The organism is Polaromonas sp. JS666 (assembly GCF_900103405.1).
Lineage (GTDB): Bacteria > Pseudomonadota > Gammaproteobacteria > Burkholderiales > Burkholderiaceae_C > Polaromonas.
In genome coordinates, this window is record NZ_FNHX01000005.1 from 100,339 (window position 1) to 115,989 (window position 15,651).

15 protein-coding genes are annotated in these 15,651 nt (G+C 62.6%); 9 read left to right on the plus strand and 6 right to left on the minus strand.

Annotated features, from left to right (window positions below; translation table 11 throughout):
- Positions 1–605: 605 nt before the first annotated feature.
- Positions 606–1,670, plus strand: coding sequence for a porin (locus tag BLQ85_RS13985; protein ID WP_074577867.1), 1,065 nt, complete (start codon positions 606–608; stop codon positions 1,668–1,670).
- A gap of 333 nt (positions 1,671–2,003) precedes the next feature.
- Positions 2,004–3,233 (plus strand): porin, encoded by a 1,230-nt coding sequence (locus BLQ85_RS13990; RefSeq protein WP_074577868.1) that lies wholly within the window; start codon positions 2,004–2,006, stop codon positions 3,231–3,233.
- A gap of 25 nt (positions 3,234–3,258) precedes the next feature.
- Here the strand turns inward: BLQ85_RS13990 and BLQ85_RS24815 are convergent, their stop codons facing one another.
- On the minus strand, positions 3,259–3,663 hold the full coding sequence (locus tag BLQ85_RS24815; RefSeq protein WP_254806440.1) for a hypothetical protein: 405 nt from the start codon (positions 3,661–3,663) through the stop codon (positions 3,259–3,261).
- On the opposite strand from BLQ85_RS24815, the gene BLQ85_RS13995 reads away from it, so the two are divergent.
- Complete coding sequence (locus BLQ85_RS13995) at positions 3,623–4,318, plus strand: DUF3047 domain-containing protein (RefSeq protein ID WP_254806441.1); 696 nt, start codon at positions 3,623–3,625, stop codon at positions 4,316–4,318. The two genes, BLQ85_RS24815 and BLQ85_RS13995, sit on opposite strands and share 41 nt — an antisense overlap.
- A gap of 32 nt (positions 4,319–4,350) precedes the next feature.
- Entirely contained in the window at positions 4,351–5,688 is a 1,338-nt protein-coding gene (locus tag BLQ85_RS14000; RefSeq protein WP_254806442.1) for a M20 aminoacylase family protein, read from the plus strand.
- Positions 5,689–5,690: 2 nt separating this feature from the next.
- Here the strand turns inward: BLQ85_RS14000 and BLQ85_RS14005 are convergent, their stop codons facing one another.
- Positions 5,691–6,536 (minus strand): MurR/RpiR family transcriptional regulator, encoded by an 846-nt coding sequence (locus BLQ85_RS14005; protein ID WP_074577870.1) that lies wholly within the window; start codon positions 6,534–6,536, stop codon positions 5,691–5,693.
- Positions 6,537–6,538: 2 nt separating this feature from the next.
- A complete protein-coding gene (gene zwf, locus BLQ85_RS14010) occupies positions 6,539–8,002 on the minus strand; it encodes a glucose-6-phosphate dehydrogenase (protein WP_074577871.1) in 1,464 nt (487 codons plus the stop codon).
- Positions 8,003–8,146: 144 nt separating this feature from the next.
- Between zwf and tal the strand changes: the two genes are divergently transcribed.
- The 3 genes from tal to BLQ85_RS14025 all read left to right on the plus strand — a co-directional run bounded on the left by tal (position 8,147) and on the right by BLQ85_RS14025 (position 11,608).
- Positions 8,147–9,094 carry a transaldolase gene (gene tal, locus BLQ85_RS14015; protein WP_074577872.1) on the plus strand — a complete coding sequence of 316 codons (948 nt, stop codon included), beginning with the start codon at positions 8,147–8,149 and terminating at the stop codon, positions 9,092–9,094.
- A gap of 3 nt (positions 9,095–9,097) precedes the next feature.
- Complete coding sequence (gene pgi, locus BLQ85_RS14020) at positions 9,098–10,645, plus strand: glucose-6-phosphate isomerase (protein ID WP_074577873.1); 1,548 nt, start codon at positions 9,098–9,100, stop codon at positions 10,643–10,645.
- Positions 10,646–10,735: 90 nt separating this feature from the next.
- Entirely contained in the window at positions 10,736–11,608 is an 873-nt protein-coding gene (locus BLQ85_RS14025; RefSeq protein ID WP_083336862.1) for a DUF3047 domain-containing protein, read from the plus strand.
- An 18-nt stretch (positions 11,609–11,626) separates the two neighbouring features.
- Here BLQ85_RS14025 and BLQ85_RS14030 read toward each other — a convergent pair whose 3' ends face one another.
- Positions 11,627–12,295 carry an OmpW/AlkL family protein gene (locus tag BLQ85_RS14030; RefSeq protein ID WP_074577874.1) on the minus strand — a complete coding sequence of 223 codons (669 nt, stop codon included), beginning with the start codon at positions 12,293–12,295 and terminating at the stop codon, positions 11,627–11,629.
- A gap of 334 nt (positions 12,296–12,629) precedes the next feature.
- On the opposite strand from BLQ85_RS14030, the gene BLQ85_RS14035 reads away from it, so the two are divergent.
- The gene (locus BLQ85_RS14035) at positions 12,630–12,989 is read left to right on the plus strand and encodes a DUF805 domain-containing protein (RefSeq protein WP_074577875.1); all 360 of its coding nucleotides are present in this window, start codon (positions 12,630–12,632) and stop codon (positions 12,987–12,989) included.
- Positions 12,990–13,059: 70 nt separating this feature from the next.
- Here BLQ85_RS14035 and groL read toward each other — a convergent pair whose 3' ends face one another.
- Both groL and BLQ85_RS14045 read right to left on the minus strand, forming a co-directional pair.
- The gene (groL, locus tag BLQ85_RS14040; RefSeq protein ID WP_074577876.1) at positions 13,060–14,712 is read right to left on the minus strand and encodes a chaperonin GroEL; all 1,653 of its coding nucleotides are present in this window, start codon (positions 14,710–14,712) and stop codon (positions 13,060–13,062) included.
- A gap of 49 nt (positions 14,713–14,761) precedes the next feature.
- A complete protein-coding gene (locus BLQ85_RS14045; RefSeq protein WP_007872916.1) occupies positions 14,762–15,052 on the minus strand; it encodes a co-chaperone GroES in 291 nt (96 codons plus the stop codon).
- Positions 15,053–15,433: 381 nt separating this feature from the next.
- Between BLQ85_RS14045 and BLQ85_RS14050 the strand changes: the two genes are divergently transcribed.
- Positions 15,434–15,637 (plus strand): hypothetical protein, encoded by a 204-nt coding sequence (locus BLQ85_RS14050; RefSeq protein WP_074577877.1) that lies wholly within the window; start codon positions 15,434–15,436, stop codon positions 15,635–15,637.
- Positions 15,638–15,651 lie beyond the last annotated feature (14 nt).

The following is a 15,651-nucleotide window of genomic DNA, read 5'->3' on the forward strand; positions in this document are numbered from 1 at the left end:
GTAAAGAGTGCCACTACGGGGGGTATCACTTTCGCGACAGGGGAAAACCCGAGGTTTTTGCCGCCCCGGCAAGGCCCGGAAAAACGCCGGGCAAGTCCATCATTTCCCGCGCATTCCCTCTGTGGCGGCGGATCCCGGGTCCGGCCGGGGGCTGGTCTGGCGCCTCTTCGGTGGATGCCTCAACGTGGCTTAGGGCGGGGGCTCTATTTTGGACGGCCCGTGGTAAGTGAGCCACATTCTGGCGAATCATCACGGCAATGCGGCGAGAAACCGGGTGTCGCTTTGTCTCGGGATTTGCCCTGGGAGACCGGGCTGCCGGCGCGATTTCACCAAAACGATGCATCGCGCGAAAAAAGCGCCATTTTGGTGTGTTCGTGCGATATCGAGAGGCATGTCTGGCCAAAGTGATGCCCTGCTGCAAGGCGCAGTACCCGATGTGTCGCGAGGGGCCAACAATCGGGCGTGAAAGTTGCTAATGGAACGGCAAGGGCTTTGTGCGATTTATGACAGATCGATTGAAATCGACCTGGGGTTAGTCAGAAAGCCCTTTAAATGTTCGCAATTTTTATGTGTTCATGTGTTCCCCACCTTTTTGGAGATTTTTAATGATGAAGAAAAGCCTAGTCGCCCTGGCAGTGCTGGCCGTTTCCGGCGTGGCATCCGCCCAGTCCACCGTGACCATCTACGGCCTCGTGGATGCATGGATCGGTACCGTGAAGGACAACAACCTCAGCCAGTCCGGCGTGAACGTCCCACATCCTTTCTCCGGCAGCGGCGGTGGTCTGCAGACCAGCCGTTTCGGCCTGAAAGGTTCTGAAGACCTCGGCGGCGGCCTGAAAGCCAACTTCCTGCTGGAAGCCGGCTTTGATCCCAGCACCGGTGTTGCCAACGGCTATACCAACCCCTATGGTGCACCGGGTAATTCATCCACCGCGGTCTTCGGCCGTCAGGCATGGGTTGGCGTTTCCGGCGGCTTCGGTGAACTGAAGTTCGGCAAGATGTGGACCCCGTACGACATGGTCAAGGGTTCCGGTGCCGCTGGCTTTGACTCGCTGCTGTTTGCGCCTTCCACCAGCGTGTGGGCCAGCAACAGCTACTCGGACCGCCCAGGTAACTCGATCTATTACGAAACTCCGAATATCAGCGGTTTCTCCGCTGCTGGTATGTACAGCTTCGGTGAGAACAAGACCGCTGCTGTCGGCGCCGGCAAAATCATCAGCGTGAACGTTGCTTACGCAAACGGCCCCATCGGCGCTTCGCTGGCTTATCAGAGCGAAAAAACCACGGCCGCCGCCACCGCCGTCAAGTACACGCAGTTGAACGGCTCCTACGACTTCGGCGTGGTCAAGCTGCTCGGCGCTTACGGCAACGTGAAGAACGGCACCACCCCCATCACCGGCGTTGCGGCGGACAAGACGAAGGAATACCAGATCGGTCTGGACTTCCCTGTCTCCAGCGCGCTGACGCTGTCCGGCGGCTATGCCCGCTCCAAGAGCACCCTGCTGGGCGGAGTTCCCGATCTGAAGCGTACCGGCTACGGCGTGGCTGCCCTCTATGCGCTGTCCAAGCGTTCGAACCTGTACGCTGGCGTTCAGACTGGCAAGGAAACTGGCGGCGCGGCCGAGCGCAAGACCACCACCTACGGCGTTGGCATTCGCCACACGTTCTGATCCAGAGTTGATCTAAAACTCCCTAAAGCCGCTTCTTGAAGCGGCTTTTTCATGGAGTCGGCTGAAATCAGGCCAGAAACCGGATTCTGGCCAGCCGGAGCCCGGCTTTTGCGGGCGTTGTTTCTTTTCCACGCATCGCTGTTCTTTTGTGGTTTGAGCACAACGGGTTGGCTGTTTTTTCAGGCATTCCTTTGCGAATTGGAGCCCAGTCTGGTGCAATAGACCCAACTTCCCGAAAGGGGGTTGGCCCGGGTCTCTGGTGGAGCCACGAAGACGCAAGTCCAAAATGGTCCCCGTGCCGGAGCCCTATGTTTAACCTTGGAGAAACTCTCAATGAAAAAGACCCTTATCGCTTTGGCCGCACTCGGCGCGATGGCTGGTGCAGCTCAAGCTCAGTCGACCGTGACCATCTATGGTTTGCTCGACGCCAACGTTCAAAGCTTCAAAACCAACGTCGCAGCCGGCGCTGGCGCAACTGCAACGCTGCAAAGCCTGACCCAGACCAAGATTGACTCCGGCGGCCTGAACGGTTCGCGTTGGGGCATTCGCGTTAGCGAAGACATCGGCGGCGGCATGGCTGTCATCGGTAACCTCGAAAGCGGCTTCAACATCGACACCGGCGCTTCCGCTCAAGGCGGCCTGCTGTTCGGCCGTCGCGCCAACGTGGGTATCACCAGCGGCTTCGGTACCGTGACCATCGGTCGCAACTCCAGCTCGTACGACGACGTTGCCGGCGACCACGCCATGATGGGCGCTACCATTTTCGATCCTTCGAATACCAACAACGGTAACAGCATCACCACGCTGACCGCTCTGAACACCGCTGCTGCTGCTGCCGCTGCCGCTCCTACCCCCGCTAACGCTGCTGCTCTCCGCGGCGCGCTCGTGAACGTTGGTGCAGCTTTCCTGAGCCGCAACACGACCTGGGTTGGTTACAACACGCGTTTCAACAACAGCGTCAAGTACGTTTCCCCTAACTTCAGCGGCTTCTCCGGTTCGGTGATGTACGCTCTGGGTGAAGACAAGACCGCAGGCGTGGGCGCTACTCCTGGCACGAACGCAAGCAAGACCGTTTCTGCTTACCTGAAGTACGCAAACGGCCCACTGCTGGTGTCCGGCGGCTACCAGTCTGAAGGCTTCAGCCGCGCTGGCGGTGGCACCCCAGCACTGGAAAACTCCCTGATCAGCGTTGCATATGACTTCGGCGTTGCCAAAGTTGGCGCAGGCTTCAACCGTGCAAAATACAAGGACGTGGCTCCTGGCTCTTCTACCGCTGCACAAAAGGAATGGAACCTGAGCGTTGCAGTGCCCCTGGGTGCTACGACTCTGAGCGCAGGTTACGCACAGTCCAAGGGTGATGACCTGGGCAAGGCTACCGGCTACGGTATCCAGGCTCTGTACTCTCTGAGCAAGCGTACGACCCTGTACGCAGGCGCACAGAGCACCAAGACCTATGACAACCTGGTCAACACGATCAACCTGTTCAATGCTGCAACGCCAGCAACGGCCAGCAACATCGGCCGCGTGACCACCTACGGCGCTGGTATTCGCCACACGTTCTAATTTGAAGCTGGCGTAAGCCAGTTTCTTATGAGAATCCAAAAGCCGCTTCGGGGAAACCCGAGGCGGCTTTTTTTATGGAAAAAGCCGTGCGGTTTTTTGAAACTTTTCCGCGCGCGCCGCGTTGAGTTGTCTGGTTCTTTGTTTTTCTACGTGCATCAAGGCCGCAAGCCTGGCAGCCTCCCCGATTGCCCGCCATTTTTTTCATGACCACATCGCCGCCTTTTTTCTCCTTGAGCGCGCTGCGCACCCTTATGGTCATCAGTTGCCTGTCTTTGCTGGCCGCCTGCGCGGGAATAGAAACAAGCGCGCCCGCAGCCAGCCAGGATGTGCAGTGGACGTCGGCGTCGCCCTTGAATTCCAATGCAAGCCCTGTTTCAAGCCCCGAGACGGTGAAGTGGCAGCACTGCGCATTTCCGGGTAAAAAATCCACGCGTTACCGGGCGGTTCGCCTGGACGGACGCAATGCCGTCCTCGGTGAGTCCGACAGCGCCGCCAGCATGCTGCGGCAACATCTGCGTGTCGAGCCTTCGGAACTGGGCAAACTGGGTTTTTCCTGGAAGGTGCCCATGATGATTTCCGGCGCCGACATGACCCAGCGCGACAGCGATGACTCTCCGGTACGCGTGCTGCTGGCTTTCGAAGGCGACCGCTCCAAGTTTTCCGCCAAAAACGCCATGCTGTCGGAGTTGGCGTTGGCCCTGACGGGCGAGCCCATGCCCTATGCGACCCTCATGTATGTGTGGGGCACCCACAGCGCGCCGGAAAGCGTGGTGATCAACCCCCGCACCGACCGCATCCGCAAGCTGGTGCTTGAGTCCGGCCCCGCGCGGCTGGGCCGCTGGCTCGACTACGAGCGCGACATTCGCGCCGATTATGAAAAAGCGTTCGGCGAAGCGCCGGGCGCGCTGGTCGGCATTGCCATCATGACGGACAGCGACAACACACGGCAAAAAGCCTCGGCATGGTACGGCCCTGTCAGCTTGATCAACAAGACCTTGAACGCCTCAGCCGCCCCCGGCATGACCGCCGCATCGGCCAGGGTTTCACAAAGCCCCGTGTTTGCACCGCCATCCCTTCAAGACTAGTATTCAAACTGCTGAACTCGGACCTCACTGACATGCGCGCTCCGGCCACCCTTCCAAGCCTTCCAGCTGCCTCCTCCCTCCCATCCACCGCGGCAGACAGTCCCGACAACGCCGATGACCGGCCACTCCAGCTGCGCGCCAGCGGCCGTGCTTTCGCGCAGATCGTGCAGTACCACCCCGAGCTGACGGCCTTCCGGCGCGACCTGCATGCCCATCCCGAACTCGGCTTCGAAGAGGTCTATACCTCGAGCCGCGTTGTGCATGCGCTCAAACTGTGCGGGGTTGACGAGGTGCACACCGGCATCGGCAAGACCGGTGTGGTGGCCGTCATCAAGGGCCAGCAGCCCGCCAAGGCCGGCGCAAGGCCCATGGTGGGCCTGCGCGCCGACATGGACGCCTTGCCCATGACCGAGCACAACGAGTTCGGCTGGAAGTCTTCCAAGGCCGGCCTGATGCACGGCTGCGGCCACGACGGCCACACCACCATGCTGGTGGGCGCCGCCCGCTACCTGGCCGAGACGCGCAACTTCGCCGGCGACGCCGTGCTGGTGTTCCAGCCCGCGGAAGAGGGGCGCGGCGGGGCCGACGCGATGATCAAGGACGGCCTGTTCGAGCGTTTCCCGGTGCAGGCGATCTACGCCATGCATAACTGGCCCGCGATGCGGCCCGGCACCATAGGCATCAACCCCGGCCCCATGATGGCCGCGGCCGACCGCATCACCATCGAGGTGACCGGCAAGGGCGGCCACGGCGCACACGCTTACCTGACGGTGGATCCCGTGCTGGTGGCCGCTCACATCATTACCGCGGTGCAAAGCATTGTGTCGCGCAACGTCAAGGCCATGGACAACGCCGTGATCAGCATTTGCGCCGTCCAGGCGGGTGACCTGGGCGCCATGAGCGTGGTGCCCGAAACAGCCGTGCTGGTGGGCACCGTGCGCACCTTCAAGCCCGAGGTGCAGAACCAGGTCGAACGCCGCCTCAAGGAATTGTGCGCGGCCGTGGCCCAGGGTTTCGGCGCCACCGCCACCGTGAAGTACGAACGCATCTACCCGGCCACCATCAACTCGCCGGCCGAATACGCGCTGGCCACCGCGGTGGCGGACCAGCTTGTGGGCGCGGAAAACGTGGTGAGCAATCTTGAACCCAGCATGGGCTCGGAAGATTTTTCCTTCATGCTGCGCGTCAAGCCCGGCGCCTACCTGCGCCTGGGCCAGGGCGAACAGCTGCCAGACGGCAAGGGCGGCACCACCGGTGGCGTGGGCAGCCGTTTTCTGCACAACAGCTGCTACGACTTCAACGACAGCGTGCTGCCGCTGGGCTCGGCGCTGTTCGCGGGCATTGTGGAGCGCTCGCTGCCGCTGGCCTGAATTCAGGCGTAGCGCTTGTTGCGCAGGTTGTTCTTCATTTCCTTGAGCAACGGTTGCAGCTTGCTGCCTATGCGCAGCGCCACGCAGGTCGCCAGGATGTCCACGATCATCAGGTGCATCAGGCGCGACACCATGGGACTGTAGCGGTCATAACCCTCGGGGTGGTCGGCCGCCAGGTGGATGTTGCCGGCCGCGGCCAGCGGTGAACCGGTGACGGTGATGACGATGGTGGTGGCGCCGTTTTTCCGGGCGATGTCGCAGGCATCCATCAGGTCGCGCGTGCGTCCCGAATTGGAAATCACCACCACGCAGTCGCCCGGGCCCAGCAGCGAGGCGCTCATGACCTGCATATGGCCGTCGCTGTAGGCAATGCTGGTGATGCCCAGCCGAAAGAACTTGTGCTGCGCGTCTTGCGCCACGATGCCCGAATTGCCCACGCCGAAAAACTCGATGCGTTTGCCGGTGTTGTAGGTCGCCAGCAGCGCGTCGGCGGCCCTTTCCACGGCCACCGAACTCGCATCGTTGCGGTACTTCAAAAACGCCGCCACGGTGTTGTCTATCACCTTGACCATCACATCGGCAGTCTTGTCGTCGGCGTCCACGCTGCGGTGGATAAAGGGTACGCCCTCACTCACACTGCCCGCCAGCTTGAGCTTGAAGTCCGACAGGCCGTCGTAACCCATGCTGCGGCAAAAGCGCACCACGGTGGGCTTGCTCACATGCGAGCGGCCGGCCAGCTCGGTGATCGGCAGGTTGGCAAAGGCCCGCGGGTCGGACAGCACAAGGCGGCCCACGCGTTGTTCGGCGGGGGCTAGGGAGGAAAGAGACGCCTTGATTCGGTCGAGCATGCTCAGCACTCCTCAGACCAGCAATATCCGTCCCTGGCGATCATCGCACTCGAGGCACTCGGCCCCCAGCTGCCGGCGGCATAGGGCCGAGGTGCGCCGGAATCGTTGCTCCAGCTGTCCAGGATGGGCTCCACCCAGCGCCAGGCTTCTTCCTGTTCGTCGCTGCGCACAAAGAGGTTGAGTCGTCCGTCGATCACGTCCAGCAGCAGTCGTTCATAGGCACCCACGCGTTCGGAGCCGAAACGTTTGTCGAAATCCAGGTCCAGTTGCACAGGCGCCAGCGAGGGCGTGCCGCGGCGCTGGTCTGCGCCCTGGGCCAGCAGGTGCAGCTCCAGGCCGTCCTTGGGCTGCAGGTTGATCACTAGCCGGTTGGCCACGTTGGAGCCGGAGGTGGAGGCCTTGAAAATCGCGTGCGGCGCCGGCCGGAAGTTGACCTCGATGTGCGCGTCGCGGCCGGCCAGGCGTTTGCCGGTGCGGATGTAAAAGGGCACGCCGGCCCAGCGCCAGTTGGCGATCTCGGTGCGCAGGGCGACAAAGGTTTCGGTCCGGCTGTCGGGGGGCACGCCTTTTTCGTCGCGGTAACCCGGCACGGCCTCGCCGTCGATGTTGCCGGCCGCGTACTGGCCGCGCACCACGTGCTGCCCCAGCGTTTCAGGCGTCCAGGGCTTGAGCGAGCGCAGCACCTTGAGCTTTTCGTCGCGTATAGCGTCGGCATGCGAGTTGATGGGCGGCTCCATGCCGATGGCGCACAACAGCTGGAGCGCGTGGTTCTGCACCATGTCGCGCAGCGCGCCCGTGCTGTCGTAGAACGCCCCGCGTTTCTCCACGCCCAGGTCCTCGGCGATCGTGATCTGGATGTTGGCGATGGTTTCGCGGCGCCACAGCGGCTCGAACAGCGAATTGCCGAAGCGCAACGCGAACAGGTTTTGCACCGAGGGCTTGCCCAGGTAGTGGTCGATGCGAAAGATCTGCTGCTCGCTGAGCACGCTGCGCACCGTCTTGTTGATGGCGCGATTCGAGGCCAGGTCGTGGCCCAGCGGTTTTTCCAGCACCACGCGCGTCTGCGGGCCGTTCAGGCCTGCGGCGGCAATCTGCTCGCACACCGTGGTGAACAGGCTGGGCGCCGTCGCCACATACATCACGACCACATCGGCCGGCCGCTGCTGCAGCCTGGCGGCCAGCCCCGCGTAATCGGCCGGATTGGACAAATCCATGCGCAGGTAGCCCAGCAGCGCGGCAAAGCGCGAGAACTCCTCCTCGCTGGGGCGTTTGGCCAGCTCGACATTGTCGAAGCGGGACTTGATCAGGGCGCGGTACTGGTCGTCGGACAAATCGTCGCGCGCCACGCCCACAATGCGCCCGCCCGGCGGCAGTGAGCCATGGCGAAAGGCCTGGAACAGGGCCGGCATGATCTTGCGCCACACCAGGTCGCCGGTGCCGCCGAAGAGGATGAGGTCAAAACTCATGGTAAAAAAGTGTCTTGGTAATTAAGTTTCATATTCTATGGGCATAATGGTAACTCGACCCTGAACCCGCGCGATGCACGCCTCCAGGTGCTTCCGCGGTGTTTCATCCGGACCACTTTCGCGTTTTTGCCCAGCATCCTTGCCATGACCCAACTTGACGCCCTCAAACAGTTCACCACCGTGGTTGCCGACACCGGTGATTTCAAGCAGCTGGGGCAGTTCAAGCCGCAGGACGCAACCACCAACCCCTCGCTGATCCTCAAGGCGGTGCAAAAGGCCGACTACCAGCCTTTGCTCAAGGACACCGTGGCTCGCTTCAAGGGGCGCGCCCTTGACGAAACCATGGACCGCCTGCTGGTGCGCTTCGGCTGCGAAATCCTCTCCATCATCCCGGGCCGCGTTTCGACCGAAGTCGATGCGCGCCTGAGCTTTGACGCCAATGCCACCTATACGCGCGGCGAACGCATCGTCGAGCTCTACCAGGCCGAGGGCATACACATAGACCGCGTGCTGATCAAGGTCGCCGCCACCTGGGAGGGCATACAGGCGGCCGAAAGGCTCGAGCGGCGCGGCATCCATACCAACCTCACCCTGCTGTTCTCATTCGCCCAGGCGGTGGCCTGCGGCCAGGCCAAGGTGCAACTGATCTCGCCCTTCGTCGGCCGTATCTACGACTGGTACAAAAAGTTCGCCGGCGCGGCCTGGGATGAAGCCGCGATGGCCGGCGCCAATGACCCCGGTGTCAAGTCGGTGCGCGAGATCTACAACCATTACAAGCACTTCGGCATCGCCACCGAAGTAATGGGCGCGAGCTTTCGCAACGTGGGCCAGATCACCGCACTGGCCGGCTGCGACCTGCTGACCATCAGCCCCGAACTGCTGGCCCAATTGGCGGCTTCCGAGGCGCCGCTGTCGCGCGCACTCGACGCCAAGGCTGCGGCCGCGCTGGACTTGCCCGCCGTCAATTACGACGAAGCGGGTTTTCGCTACGCGCTCAATGAAGACGCCATGGCCACCGAAAAGCTGGCCGAGGGCATACGCGCCTTCGCGGCCGACGCCGTGAAGCTCGAACAACTGATGCTGGCAGCCTGAGGCATGGCCGTGCAGCCAAGACCCCGCTGCGACCGCACGCCGGCCTGGGCCGCGCTGCAGGCCTGCTTCGACGCCCAGGGAAAATCCTTTGACCTGCGCCAGGCCTTCGCGGCCGACGCCGGGCGCTTTGCGCATTTCAGCCAGGAAGCGCCGCATGTTTTTGCCGATCTCTCCAAAAACCTGATCGACACGACCAGCGAGTCATTGCTGCTTGAACTGGCCGCTCAATGCCGGCTCGAGCAGCACCGCGACGCGATGTTTGCCGGCGAGCTGATCAACCGCACCGAGCAGCGCGCCGTCATGCATTTTTTGCTGCGGAGCCCGGCGGTCCCCGGCATGAGCGGCGACTTCGCGCGCGTGCATGAAACCCTGGACGCCATGCTGGCCTATGCCGAGCAACTGCGCGCCGACGCGGCCATCACCGACATCGTCAACATCGGCATAGGCGGCTCCGACCTGGGCCCGCAGATGGCGGTGCTGGCGCTGGCTGAATTCGCCATCCCCGGCAAGCGTTTTCACTTTGTCTCCAACGTCGACGGCGGCGAGCTGGCCGGCGTGCTGCAAGGGCTCAAGCCGCAGAACACGCTGTTTCTGGTGGCCTCCAAAACCTTCACCACTACCGAGACCATGACCAATGCGCATTCGGCCAGGCGCTGGTTTGAATCGCAGGGCGGCATGGATATAGGCAGGCATTTCGCGGCGCTCACCACCAATGTCGCGGCGGCCAACGCTTTCGGCATCAAGACAACCTTCGGCTTCTGGGACTGGGTGGGCGGGCGCTATTCGCTCTGGTCGGCCATAGGCCTGCCGATCGCCATCGCCATAGGCGCGGCGGGCTTTTGCGAACTGCTGGCCGGCGCGCATGCGATGGACGAGCATTTCCGCACCGCGCCGCTGGCGCGCAACCTGCCGGTGCGCCTGGGCTTGCTCGACGTCTGGTACCGCAATTTTCACGGCTTCAGCAGCCGCAGCATCGCGCCTTACAGCAGCGCCTTGCGGCGCCTGCCGGCCTACCTGCAGCAGCTTGAGATGGAAAGCAACGGCAAGCGCGTCGACGCCGAGGGCCAAGCCCTGCCTTTCGCCACCTCGCCCGTACTGTGGGGCGAGCCCGGCACCAACGGCCAGCACGCCTATTTCCAGATGCTGCACCAGGGCAGCTCGGTGGTGCCGGTGGAGTTTGTCGCCGTCAAGCAGGCCGGCCACAGCCTGCCCGGGCACCACGCCACCTTGCTGGCCAATGTGCTGGCCCAGGCACAAGCGCTGATGCAGGGCAAGGACGATGTGGGCGGCCACAAACATTTCCCCGGCAACCGGCCCAGCACTTTTTTGCTGCTGGAGCGGCTCACGCCCGCCAGCCTGGGCGCGCTGGTCGCGCTGCAGGAGCACCGCGTGTTCGTCAGCGGCGCTGTCTGGGGCATCAACAGCTTCGACCAGTGGGGTGTCGAGCTCGGCAAGGTGCTGGCCAGGGACATCGAGCCGCGCCTGCAAAGCGGCGACCTGTCCGGCCTTGACGGCTCGACGGCCGGCCTGCTGCGCAAAATTGCCGGCTGATTTACGCAAAACTGTGCTTTTTTCCCTGACGGGAGTGCGCGGTTTCGTGGTCAACTTGCCGCTTCGCTGATTTTTCGATGACTTCGCATCATGTCCAGATCCGTTCCGTCCGGCCGAGCTTCCCTGCAGTTTTCCCAGCTCGCTGCGGCGCTGGCGCTCTTCGCGGCGGTTTTGGCCACCGGCTGCGCAACACGCGCGTCCGATGCTGAGGACTCCGACGTCGAGGAGCCCGTCAGCCAGGGCGGCACTGTGGGTGTGGCCGAAGGGGTGACCGGCACGGCCTGGGCCGAGATGTCGGCGCCGCCCAAAGCCGGCGAACTCAAGCCCGACGACCTCAAGTGGGAGATATTCCGCGTGCCCGGCAAGCAGCCGGCCAGCTACAGCTATGTGCGCCATGAGGGCCGCGACGCGGTGCTCGCCAAGGTCGAGGCTTCCGGCAGCATCTTGCGCCATCGCCACCGCATCGAACCGGACCAGCTCGGCCTGGTGCGCTTTTCCTGGAACGTGCCCAACGCGGGCTCGGGTGCCAACCTCACGCTGCCGCAGCTCGAGGATGTGCCGGTACGGGTGGTGCTCGCCTTCGAAGGCGACCGCTCGCGGCTGTCGATGAAAAATGCCATGCTGTCGGAGCTGAGCCGCTTGCTGACCGGCGAAGAGATGCCGTTCGCCACCCTGGTCTATTCGTGGTCGCGGGTCAAGCAGCCCGGCGAGGTCGTCGTCAACGACCGCACCGACCGCATCCGCAAGATCGTCGTCGACTCGGGCGACCATGGCTACAACGAATGGCGCAGCTACGAGCGCGACATCCGCGCCGACTACCGCAAGGCTTTTGGCGAAGACCCGGGCGCCTTGCTGAGCTTCGCGGTCTTTACCGAAGGTGAAAGAAACGAAGGCCAGCTGCAGGCCTTCTACGGGCCGCTCAAGCTCATACCGGCTTCGGCCTCGGCTGTCGCGAGCAAGTAGCGCCGCGTCAGGGCCCGCTCAAAATTTGTAGCCCAGCTGCAGGGTGAAGCAGTTCGGGTCCAGCACCACGTCAATCGTTTGGCCCGTACTCAGCGTGCCGCGGGTTTTCAGCAGGGTCTTGGTGTAGCTACCCTCCAAAAACCACTTGTCATTGAGGTTGTAGACGCCTCCGACCTGGAAGGACGGGGCCAGCTTGGATTTGAAGGACACGCCGGTGGGCGGGCCGCCGGGGTTGGTCAGCGCGGTCAGCAGGGCGCTGCCCTGCTCCTTGTAAAACCGCACATACGACAGGCCGGCGCCCAGGTAGGGCCGGAACCGTGCTTCGGCCTCGAAAAAGCGGTACTGGCCTATCAGCGTGACCGGAAGGGCCCGGGTGTCGGCCACCTTGCCGAAACCCGCGAGCGTGCCGTCGCCGGTGACGTCATGCCGGAAACCCAGGCCTAGCGGCAGGTGCAGGTTGAGGTGCTCGGTGGCCATGTAGTTGATCGCGCCCGTCACCCGGGTGTCGTTGCTGACGCCCACACGCACGTTGGGTATGTTGCCCGTCAGTGTGCCGCTGTCCACGGAGGGTTTGATGCGCGTGACGCCCGCCGACAAAGACCAGGTGCCGGCCTGTTGCGCGAAAGCGGGGAACGTGGACACGGCCATGATGGCCGCGGCAATCAGGTGTTGTCTGGAAAGGGGCATGGGGCGAGTCCGGTGATGTGGCTGGGTGACTGTTTTAAGGTGTTGGAGGTTCATCCAGGGAATCGGTGTCAATGGTCATGGTAGCGGCAAGCGCCGGTGCGCGCTGGCCTGCATAGGGGTTTTGTCCCGGCGATGAAGCGCAGACGCAACGGCTTTTGTCGATTGAAAACGTTCTTCGTACAAGGTTTATACGGATGCGTGCAATGTGGTTTTGGCCCGCCAAATCGACTGCCGCGCCGGCCCCTCGGCCGCCGCGGTAGCCCCGCGAGGCGCGCCGCATTATCATGCGGCAGGGAATTCACCCTGTTAACACCTTGTGAGGAGGATTACTGTCATGAATTTTGGCCAAGCCATTTCCACCTGCTTTTCCAAGTACGTCACGTTTACCGGACGGGCATCGCGTCCGGAATTCTGGTGGTTCTTCCTGTTCCAGATCATCGTCCTGATCGTCACCGGCATGATCAGCAACATCCTGTACGGCATTGCCGCGCTGGCGATGCTGTTGCCGGGAATCGCGGTGGGCGTTCGCCGCCTGCATGACATCGGCAAGACCGGTTGGCTGCTGCTGATCGGCCTGATCCCGGTGGTCGGCCTGCTGCTGCTGTACTGGTGCGTTCAGCCTTCGGAAGGCCCCAACCAGTATGACGAAGGCGCCGCACCGGGGGTGCCCGCCGGCCCAACGGGCGAGCAATAAAAAAAAGCACGCATAAAAAAAGGGCCGCGAAAGCGGCCCTTTTTGATGGAGCGAGAAGCTCAGGCGGGCATTACATGCCCATGTCGCCCATGCCGCCCATACCACCCATGCCGCCTGGCATGCCGCCGCCGGCGGGTGCTTCGTCCTTTGGAGACTCGGCCACCATGGCTTCGGTCGTCAGCATCAGCGATGCCACGGAAGCGGCGTTCTGCAGTGCGGTGCGGGTGACCTTGGTGGGATCCAGGATACCCATTTCGATCATGTCGCCGTAGGTGTCGTTGGCCGCATTGAAGCCGTAGTTGCCCTTGCCGCCGAGAACCGCGTTGACCACCACGGAGGCTTCGCCGCCTGCGTTGTAGACGATTTCGCGCAGGGGGGCTTCAATGGCGCGCAGCACCAGCTTGATACCGGCGTCCTGGTCGGCGTTGTCGCCCTTGATGGCGCCCGCAGCCTGCTTGGCGCGCAGCAGCGCGACGCCGCCGCCGGCCACAATGCCTTCTTCCACGGCTGCGCGGGTGGCGTGCAGCGCGTCTTCCACGCGGGCCTTCTTTTCCTTCATTTCGACTTCGGTGGCAGCGCCGACCTTGATCACGGCAACACCGCCGGCCAGCTTGGCCACGCGCTCTTGCAGTTTTTCACGGTCGTAGTCGCTGGTCGCTTCCTCGATCTGGACGCGCACTTGCTTGACGCGCGCTTCGATGTCGGCAGCGGCGCCGGCGCCGTCGATGATGATGGTGTTTTCCTTGCCCACTTCGATGCGCTTGGCCTGGCCGAGGTCGGCCAGCGTCACTTTTTCGAGCGACATGCCGACTTCTTCAGCGATGACCTTGCCGCCGGTCAGGACGGCGATGTCTTCCAGCATGGCCTTGCGGCGGTCGCCGAAGCCGGGAGCCTTCACGGCCACGACCTTCAGGATGCCGCGCAGGGTGTTCACCACCAGGGTTGCCAGGGCTTCGCCCTCGACTTCTTCGGCGATGATCAGCAGCGGACGGCCGGCCTTGGCCACTTGCTCCAGGGTGGGCAGCAGGTCGCGGATGTTGCTGATCTTCTTGTCGTAGAGCAGCACAAAGGGGTTGTCCAGCAGCGCGGACTGCTTTTCAGGGTTGTTGATGAAGTAAGGGGAGAGGTAGCCGCGGTCGAACTGCATGCCTTCGACGACGTCGAGTTCGTTTTGCAGGGACTTGCCGTCTTCCACGGTGATCACGCCTTCCTTACCAACCTTGTCCATCGCGTCGGCAATGATCTTGCCGATGGATTCGTCGGAGTTGGCGGAGATCGAGCCGACCTGGGCGATTTCCTTGGAGGTGGTGGTGGGCTTGGAAGCCTTCTTGAGCTCTTCGGTCAGGGCCAGCACGGCCTTGTCGATACCGCGCTTCAGGTCCATGGGGTTCATGCCGGCGGCCACGTACTTCATGCCTTCGCGGACGATGGCTTGTGCCAGAACGGTGGCGGTGGTGGTGCCGTCGCCGGCGTTGTCGGAGGTCTTGGAAGCGACTTCCTTGACCATCTGCGCGCCCATGTTCTGCAGCTTGTCCTTCAGTTCGATTTCCTTGGCGACGGACACGCCGTCCTTGGTCACCGTGGGGGCGCCGAACGAGCGCTCCAGAACCACGTTACGGCCTTTGGGGCCCAGGGTTACCTTGACGGCGTTGGCCAGGATGTTCACACCCTCGACCATGCGTGCGCGGGCTTCGCCGCCGAAAATGACGTCTTTTGCTGCCATGTTTAATTCTCCAGAATTCAGTTAATAAGGGGTTTGAGGCGGCGAAGAATTACTTCTCGACCACGGCAAACAGGTCTTCTTCTTTCATGACGAGCAGTTCGTCGCCGTCGACCTTGACGGTCTGGCCGCTGTATTTGCCGAACAGGACGCGGTCGCCCACTTTCACGCCAACGGGGCTCAGTTCGCCCTTGTCGTTCTTCTTGCCTGGACCAACGGCCAGCACTTCGCCTTGATCAGGCTTTTCAGCGGCGCTGTCGGGAATGACGATGCCGGAAGCGGTTTTGGTTTCGTTTTCCACGCGTTTGACGATCACGCGGTCGTGCAAAGGACGAAGTTTCATGAGAGCTCCTTGTTTGAGAACACTGGGTTTTGGGAATCAAAAAGCACCCGCGTAAAGTGGGTGCTTGTTAACTTTGGTGGATTGACGAGGCCTTGTTAGCACTCAATACCATCGAGTGCTAATCATAGGGGCAATTCGGGGTGTTTTCAAGGTTGCGTGCTGGAAAATCCTGTTTTCAAGTGTGGAGCGGGAAGCCGTGGCGTGCACTGGGCCCCGTTGCCACCCGCGCGGGCGGCGCCAAGGGAACTGAGCCTGGGTGCCGGCCATGCGCGTCGATCCGAGCTTGTCCTACACGCAATTCCTCTCCCGCTGACGAGCTGCCGCCCATGCTGGCCCCTACAGTCAAATCCTCTTCATTCAGGGGCCGGACCCGGCATCACCATGTTTCTAGACAGTTTTCCACGCGAAGAAGCCCAGGACAGCCGTGCCATGCGCCCGGCGCGGGAGTCTGCGGCCGAGCCGGCCCGCTCGCGCCATCCCTGGCCTTTTCCGGTATCCGGCAAGGAGTTCGGCCTGCCGGCGGCAAAGCCCCAGGCGGTGGGCGGGTCCGGCTATGCCGCAAGCGGCAGCAGTTTTGTCACCTGATGGATTCCGGCAGA

Coding starts and splice junctions, on each gene's coding strand:
- BLQ85_RS13985 (WP_074577867.1), top strand. CDS start 606: ATGATGAAGAAAAGCCTAGTCGCCCTGGCAGTGCTGGCCGTTTCCGGC.
- BLQ85_RS13990 (WP_074577868.1), top strand. CDS start 2,004: ATGAAAAAGACCCTTATCGCTTTGGCCGCACTCGGCGCGATGGCTGGT.
- BLQ85_RS14000 (WP_254806442.1), top strand. CDS start 4,351: ATGCGCGCTCCGGCCACCCTTCCAAGCCTTCCAGCTGCCTCCTCCCTC.
- BLQ85_RS14005 (WP_074577870.1), bottom strand. CDS start 6,536: ATGCTCGACCGAATCAAGGCGTCTCTTTCCTCCCTAGCCCCCGCCGAA.
- zwf (WP_074577871.1), bottom strand. CDS start 8,002: ATGAGTTTTGACCTCATCCTCTTCGGCGGCACCGGCGACCTGGTGTGG.
- tal (WP_074577872.1), top strand. CDS start 8,147: ATGACCCAACTTGACGCCCTCAAACAGTTCACCACCGTGGTTGCCGAC.
- pgi (WP_074577873.1), top strand. CDS start 9,098: ATGGCCGTGCAGCCAAGACCCCGCTGCGACCGCACGCCGGCCTGGGCC.
- BLQ85_RS14025 (WP_083336862.1), top strand. CDS start 10,736: ATGTCCAGATCCGTTCCGTCCGGCCGAGCTTCCCTGCAGTTTTCCCAG.
- BLQ85_RS14030 (WP_074577874.1), bottom strand. CDS start 12,295: ATGCCCCTTTCCAGACAACACCTGATTGCCGCGGCCATCATGGCCGTG.
- BLQ85_RS14035 (WP_074577875.1), top strand. CDS start 12,630: ATGAATTTTGGCCAAGCCATTTCCACCTGCTTTTCCAAGTACGTCACG.
- groL (WP_074577876.1), bottom strand. CDS start 14,712: ATGGCAGCAAAAGACGTCATTTTCGGCGGCGAAGCCCGCGCACGCATG.
- BLQ85_RS14045 (WP_007872916.1), bottom strand. CDS start 15,052: ATGAAACTTCGTCCTTTGCACGACCGCGTGATCGTCAAACGCGTGGAA.
- BLQ85_RS14050 (WP_074577877.1), top strand. CDS start 15,434: ATGTTTCTAGACAGTTTTCCACGCGAAGAAGCCCAGGACAGCCGTGCC.